The sequence below is a fragment of the Flavobacterium sp. F52 genome, assembly GCF_000278705.1.
In the GTDB taxonomy this organism is placed as follows: Bacteria; Bacteroidota; Bacteroidia; order Flavobacteriales; family Flavobacteriaceae; genus Flavobacterium; species Flavobacterium anhuiense.
In genome coordinates this window covers 1-1,611 of record NZ_AKZQ01000013.1, presented here as the reverse complement: position 1 = coordinate 1,611, position 1,611 = coordinate 1, and the positions used below count along the sequence as shown (strand labels likewise).

At 30.7% G+C, this 1,611-nt stretch carries 2 protein-coding genes; one reads left to right on the top strand and one right to left on the bottom strand.

Going from position 1 to position 1,611, the window contains the following annotated elements:
* Window positions 1-26 precede the first annotated feature (26 nt).
* Window positions 27-776, bottom strand: a complete 750-nt coding sequence (locus FF52_RS04345) for a 4-hydroxy-tetrahydrodipicolinate reductase (protein WP_035690786.1) — start codon at window positions 774-776, stop codon at window positions 27-29.
* A gap of 361 nt (window positions 777-1,137) precedes the next feature.
* On the opposite strand from FF52_RS04345, the gene FF52_RS04340 reads away from it, so the two are divergent.
* Window positions 1,138-1,569, top strand: coding sequence for a DUF1810 domain-containing protein (locus tag FF52_RS04340; RefSeq protein WP_008463279.1), 432 nt, complete (start codon window positions 1,138-1,140; stop codon window positions 1,567-1,569).
* The last annotated feature ends 42 nt before the right edge of the window (window positions 1,570-1,611 follow it).

Here is a 1,611-nt window from a genome sequence, read left to right as displayed (position 1 = left end):
CCTTAGCGTCTTTGTGGCAAAAAAACTTAAACCGTAAAATAAGGCGTCAGGATATCTTCAAAATTATATAATCCTTTTTCTTTCTCTTTAAGATTTTCAGCCACAAAAATAACTCCGTTTCCAAAAGCTTCTCTAGAAATCGATTCGTGAATTAGACGCACGGTTTGAAAAGGAAAACCAAAAATAACTTCATGTTTACCTACAATTCCTCCTGCCCTAACCGAATTGATGTTTTCTTTATCAACATCTAGCGCTTCTGCTATTTTTACTGCTGTTCCAGATGTTCCTTGTTTGGTTTTAAAATGCTCTTCGTTCACTTCAATATCGACCCAAGGTGCAATTTTCTTTAAAAACTTGGCTGCAAACAATAAATAGTTCACTCCCAAAGTAATATTTGGTGACCAAAATACAGTAGTTTTTTTCGAAAGCTTTTTCAGGAAAGCCAACTCTTTATCTTTATAATGTGAAATAGCAGAAATAATTTTTACTTGCTTTTTTGCAGCTACTTCTCCATATGTATATATTCCTTGATGTGACGAAAAATCAATAATGACATCAACAGGATGTTGTTCTAATAATTCTTCTATAGAAGTTTTAGAACTAGAGTAGATTAAGCCGGGTTCTTCTGACTGCACTCCAAAAAATTCTGGAACCGATCTGTGTTCTAAAACCGTACTTTGGCGTAAAACCCATTCTAAACAGAATTTTTTATTTTCTAATAATATTGAAGCTACTGATTTTCCAGTTTTTCCGAATCCGATTAATCCTATTTTCATAAGCATTTATTTTTTTATGGGCGAAGCTTGCCCGGTTGAAAATATTGATATTGTAAGATGGCCAATATCAAGTCTAATTTTATTTTTTCGGACAGTTTTTAAACCGTCTGTTTATAAAAATAGAAAAATCATAACAGAACCACCAATTAAAAATGCTTTTTATAACAATTAAAAAATTAATTAATACAACTTTATCTGTTAATGTACTATAAAAGCATAAAATTTTACAGCAAATTGCTTTTTTAAATTATCTCATTTAAAATGTTAAAAATTGGCTCTAAAAAATAAGTTTCGCACTATACAAGTAAACATATTTTGACTAGATTTATGACCTGATATCCCCAAATTAATATCGTAAATAATGGATTACAATAACAATGGATTACTTCGTTTTTTAGATGCTCAAAACAAATTGTACTTAACAGCTCTAGACGAAATTAAAAATGGCAAAAAAGAGTCTCCTTGGATGTGGTTTATTTTTCCTCAAATAAAAGGAATGGGTTCGAGCGATACATCTAAATTTTACGAAATCAAAAATGCCGACGAGGCAATTGCTTTTCTTGAACATCCCATTTTAGGAAAACATCTTTTAGAAATTACTTCTGAATTAATTAAAAAAGAAGAAAACGTATCAGATATTTTTGAAAGCATAGATGTAGAAAATCTTCAATCTTGTATGACTTTATTTGCCAGCGTTCAAAATACAGAACCTATTTTTCAGGAAGTGCTTTATAAATACTTTGACGGTTCATCTGATTTTCATACACTGCAATTATTATATAGCAATCTTTGATATTTAAACGCAAAGAGCGAAATCCCGATAGCTATCGGGATA